The sequence below is a fragment of the Bradyrhizobium hipponense genome, from assembly GCF_008123965.1.
Lineage (GTDB): Bacteria > Pseudomonadota > Alphaproteobacteria > Rhizobiales > Xanthobacteraceae > Bradyrhizobium > Bradyrhizobium hipponense.
In genome coordinates, this window is the sequence record NZ_VSTH01000264.1 from 1 (window position 1) to 4591 (window position 4591).

The 4591-nt window shown below is 60.9% G+C and carries 3 protein-coding genes; all 3 read right to left on the minus strand.

What is annotated here, in order from left to right:
* Positions 1–196 precede the first annotated feature (196 nt).
* Positions 197–1480: a cystathionine gamma-synthase family protein gene (locus tag FXV83_RS41465; RefSeq protein WP_148745770.1), complete on the minus strand. Its 1284-nt coding sequence runs from the start codon at positions 1478–1480 to the stop codon at positions 197–199.
* A gap of 608 nt (positions 1481–2088) precedes the next feature.
* Complete coding sequence (ltrA, locus tag FXV83_RS41470; protein ID WP_148745771.1) at positions 2089–3390, minus strand: group II intron reverse transcriptase/maturase; 1302 nt, start codon at positions 3388–3390, stop codon at positions 2089–2091.
* Positions 3391–3944: 554 nt separating this feature from the next.
* Positions 3945–4565, minus strand: a complete 621-nt coding sequence (locus FXV83_RS41475; RefSeq protein ID WP_283811756.1) for a group II intron maturase-specific domain-containing protein — start codon at positions 4563–4565, stop codon at positions 3945–3947.
* Between the last annotated feature and the right edge of the window lie 26 nt (positions 4566–4591).

Consider the following 4591-nt stretch of genomic DNA (forward strand, 5'->3'; position numbering starts at 1 on the left):
CAAGAAAACGCTGACCTAGATAGAGCGCGCAGAAAAGCAATGTTCGCTCTGTGACCTGAGTCACAAAGCGACGCTTTTTTGAACGTCCACCCGGCCCTCTCGGTGCAGATGATCACGTCAGGATTAATCGCGCCCTGAGGGTGCAGACCAATTCGGGTCCATTATCGCCCCACTGCCGTACCCAACTCCAAGCTCCTCAGGCCGTGCTCAGCGCCTGGCCGAGGTCCGCGATCAGGTCCGACGGGTTCTCGATGCCGATCGACAGCCGGATCGTGGAATCGAGAATGCCGATTTTCTGGCGGATGTCGGCCGGAACGCCGGAATGGGTCATGGTCGCCGGCAGGCTGGCAAGCGATTCCGTTCCGCCAAGGCTCACCGCAAGCTTGAATATCTGCAGCGCGTTGAGGAATTTCACAGCCGCTTCCTTGCCGCCGGCGATGTCGAACGAGAATGTCGATCCCGCGCCGAGACATTGCCGCGCGAACACCCGGCCGGCTGGCGACGCTTGTTCGTGATGACCGAGATAGTGGACCTTCGCCACCTTGGCGTGATCGCGCAGGAAATCCGCAACGAGCCGCGCGTTCGCATCGGCCTTCTCCATGCGCAGGCTCAGCGTCTCGAGCGAGCGGTTGATCATCCAGCACGAATGCGGATCGAGCTGGGTGCCGATTGCGCCCCGCAGCGCCTTGATGCCCTTCATCATCGCCTTTGAACCGAGCGCGGCGCCGGCGATCAGGTCCGAATGGCCGCCGACATATTTGGTCAGCGAATACAGCGAAATGTCCGCGCCCTGCTCGATCGGCCGCTGAAACACGGGTCCGAGCAGCGTATTGTCGCAGGCGATGATCGGCGTGTGTCCCTGGGTCTTCCCGACTGTATCGGCGACGCGGCGGACCATCGCGATGTCGACCAGGCCGTTGGTCGGATTGGCCGGCGTTTCGATCAGAATCATCGCAACCCGGCCCTTGCGCATGGCCTCCTCCGAAGCCTGCCTGACTGCCGCCTCGTCGACGCCGTCGGCGAAGCCGATAGCACCGATCGAGAGGCGTGCAAGCGTGTTCGTGAGCAGGGTTTCCGTGCCGCCATAGAGCGGCTGGGAGTGCAGAATGACATCGCCGGGGCGGATGAAAGCGAGGATCGTGGTCGCGATCGCCGACATGCCGGATGAAAACAGCGCACAGCTCTCGGTGCGCTCATAGACCGCGAGCTTGTCCTCGACGATTTCGCTGTTGGGGTGGTTGAAGCGCGAATAGACCAGGCCCGCGCCCATCCCCTCCGGCGGCTCGCGCCGGCCGGCGACATAATCGAAGAAATCCTGCCCGTCCTCGGCCGTCCTGAACACAAAGGTCGAGGTCAGGAACACCGGCGGCTTGATGGCGCCTTCCGACAGCTGCGGATCATAGCCATAGGTCAGCATCAGCGTTTCGGGTTGCAGCATATGGTTGCCGATGTGGGTCTTCGACGGAAACGGTTTTGCCATGGCCTGTCTCGCTGTCCTGGTTGGATCTTCGCCGCGCGCTGGTACTCCGCGTGGGAGGCAAGATGCGTCAGCATCCAGCGGCTCGCATCAACGCCGCGGCGGTTGATACGAAGATAGCCGCTCTAGCAGCGATCCGTCAGGCCTTGCAGAACAGAATTTGCGGCGCCTCTTCCACCGCTGTCATTCTCCGCGAAGGCGGGGAATCCAGTATTTCAGAGACGCTAAGCATTCCCTGCGCCGCCGCGGCGTACCGGATCGCCCGCTCCAGTGCGCAAGTGCGCAAAAGGCGGGCGATGACACCGAGCTTGTGGTGTCGTGCGTGCCACCTCGGGCCAGTAGCCCGGATGGAGCGGAGTAGAGTCGAGGAGAGGCGCGGTAGCTTGGGCCATGCGGCAACGCTCCGTTTCCTCTCCCCGCTCATCAGTAGGGTCGAGGACTGGCGCGCCGGTTTAGGTCGAAGTTTGGTTTCCCTGTTGTCTCGCCCTTTCGTCTGCGAGTGTCCCACTATCTCGACCATGCCACGTCTCCAGCCCCCTCCACGTCGCACGCAACGTGCGGATTTCCCGCATTGCGCGCCCCCATTTGCTTCACGCCAACGCTTATGGGACCTATCCTGCTGGGGCGACTTTCGGCCCGTCGCGTCGCACTCGATAGGCGTTGAACAGCCCTAGAGTGTCGTACAGCCACCGCCTATTCCATCGTTCCCAGTTGAAGCCCTTTCGTTTCTGAGCATGCGCCAGATGGCGCCTGACCTTCTTCTCCACCCAGTCCTTGATGAAGCTGAAGCACTCGCTGGAATGCCCCACCGCGAAGTAGTTCACCCATCCCCGTAGCACCGGATTAATCAGGCCTATCACCCGTTCAATCGGTTGCGACCGGTGTCGGCGGAACACCTCTTTGAGCGCCCGCACCAGCGCCGTCCGCTTTTTGAGCTTGGGCGTGTAATGCGGCCGCATCGCCCCGCTTAGACCGCGGAGGTAGCGGAACTCAAAGCCCAGGAACCCGAAGCACTCACCGCGCTCAAGGTCCACTGTGCGGCTCTTTTCATCATTGATTTCAACCTGCAGCTTGCCGAACTCCTCCCGAAGCCGCTTGTCCACCGCCCCGACCAGCCAGTCATGTCGCTTGTAGGCGTCGATCAAGATCACCAGATCGTCAGCAAACCTCGCATATTCGATGTAGGTGTACTTGCCATTTCGCGTGACCTCCCGCGCCCGCTCCAGCATCTTGTCCACCTCATTGAGATAGAGGTTGCTGAGCAAGGGCGAGATGACCCCGCCTTGTGGAACGCCCTTCTTGCCAGAAGCCTTCAGCATAACCTTCAGAAGGTGCATGACGTCCGCGTCGTCTATCCGCTGCGCCACTTTCGCCAACAGCCGGTCGTGCCGAACATTGTCGAAGTAGGCGCGCAGATCAAAGTCGAGGACCCGCGTCTTCCGCTGGACTATCGCCTCAGCAACTCGCTTGATCGCACCATGAGCAGTCCGCTTGGGACGATATCCAAACGATCCCGGTTGGAAATCCGCCTCGAAGACAGGCTCGAGTATGAGCTTGAGCGCGCCTTGCACCACTCTGTCGCGGATCGCCGGAATCGAAAGGACACGGACTTTGCCCCCGTCCTTCGGTATCTCCTGCCTCCGCGCGGGGAGTGGCTGGTAGGTGCACCCGATCAGTTCGTCCCGTAACTGCTCGAGCAAAGCCTCCACGCCTTGCGCCTCGATGGCCTCGAAGGTGACGCCGTCTATTCCCGGTGCCCCATCGTTCTCTTTGGCCATCTCATACGCAGCGCGCAGGGTCTCCATCTTGCAGACGTGGACGTATAGTCCCCAGAACCGCCAGGACGGTTCAGCCTTCGCCTTGTCGTATATTCTCCGCCTCAGGTCCTGCAAATCAATGGACGCCTTTGTCATCTCGTCCTTGCCTTCCCCTATGTTGGAGACATTGCAAATGGCAGGGCCCCTTCGCTCCGCGGACATTACTCCGCTTCATCGCTACTACGGACCCAGCCGCCACCCTCTCGTCTTCGGCCGACTTCCCGGTTTCGCCGGTTATACGGCCTACCTTGCTCCGACGATTTCGCGCCGGGACGAGGAGGGCTTCTCCAGTTGCTTAGCTTGTCCTTGTCACCGTGCTGTCGCTTTCACCCCGCCGAGGTGAACATCCGTATCGGTCAGTCTTCGGCTGCTCATGCGGCCTTCGCCCTCCGGTTGAAGGCTCGGCCCTCGGGGATACTCATTTTCGAGGCCACAACGCGTTCACTTTTGTTACGGCCCGGTGACTCGTAGCCTCCCCTGGGGAGACCTTGTCGATAGGCTTCAGAGTTTCAGTTTCCATCACCTCTGCTATCCAAACTACGGGGCTCTGACTTCTACCCCGGCAGGTTTGTCTCCTGCTGAACATGCCAGCCTTCACTGGACACACAACCGGACGTGCCGATTTCCGGCATCCGGCTTTCCGACTGGATTCATTGCCGAGCACACGGCAGTGGGCCAAGATGCACGCGTCGGAGCCGCGTCACGCCAAGTTCCCCGAAGACATGGTCCGCGGGAAGGCTTCGCGTGCCGCGTCCTGGCATCTTGCGCCGCCTGCGCAGGAAGTGACGCACGCGATCATAGACGTGGTTGTCGACGGCCCGATAGGCCATCAGCCGCGTGCCGTAGCTGAAGTAGCTCGACCAGCCGCGCAGCAGACTGTTCAGCCGGTTGCGCACATCAGGCCACGGTTCTTTGTTGCCGGGGACCAGTAGCTCATTGATCTTGCCTTTGAGCCTCTGGACGCTCTTCCTGGAGGGGCTCGCGCTCAGGTATCGATAACCGTTCTTGCGGTGGTACTCAGGCCCAAACGCGTAGCCAAGAAAGTCGAAGCTTTCCTTCCGGGCATCCTTCAACGTGGTCTTCGCCTCGTTGAGCGTAAGCCCGAGCCGGGTCATCACCTCCTTCGTCCACGTCAGAGCCTCAGCCGCATGTCCGCGACTGAGGATGACGAAGTCGTCGGCATATGACACCACCTGCGCACAGAATGCTTCGCCACGTCCGGTCAACCGCCAATGCTTCAGGAAGCGGTTCATGTACAAGTTCGCAAGCATCGGACTGAGGGCTCCCTGAACGCAAA

Excerpts from the sequence above, each read along its gene's own strand:
- FXV83_RS41465 (WP_148745770.1), bottom strand. The coding sequence starts at position 1,480 with ATGGCAAAACCGTTTCCGTCGAAGACCCACATCGGCAACCATATGCTG.
- ltrA (WP_148745771.1), bottom strand. The coding sequence starts at position 3,390 with ATGACAAAGGCGTCCATTGATTTGCAGGACCTGAGGCGGAGAATATAC.
- FXV83_RS41475 (WP_283811756.1), bottom strand. The coding sequence starts at position 4,565 with ATGCTTGCGAACTTGTACATGAACCGCTTCCTGAAGCATTGGCGGTTG.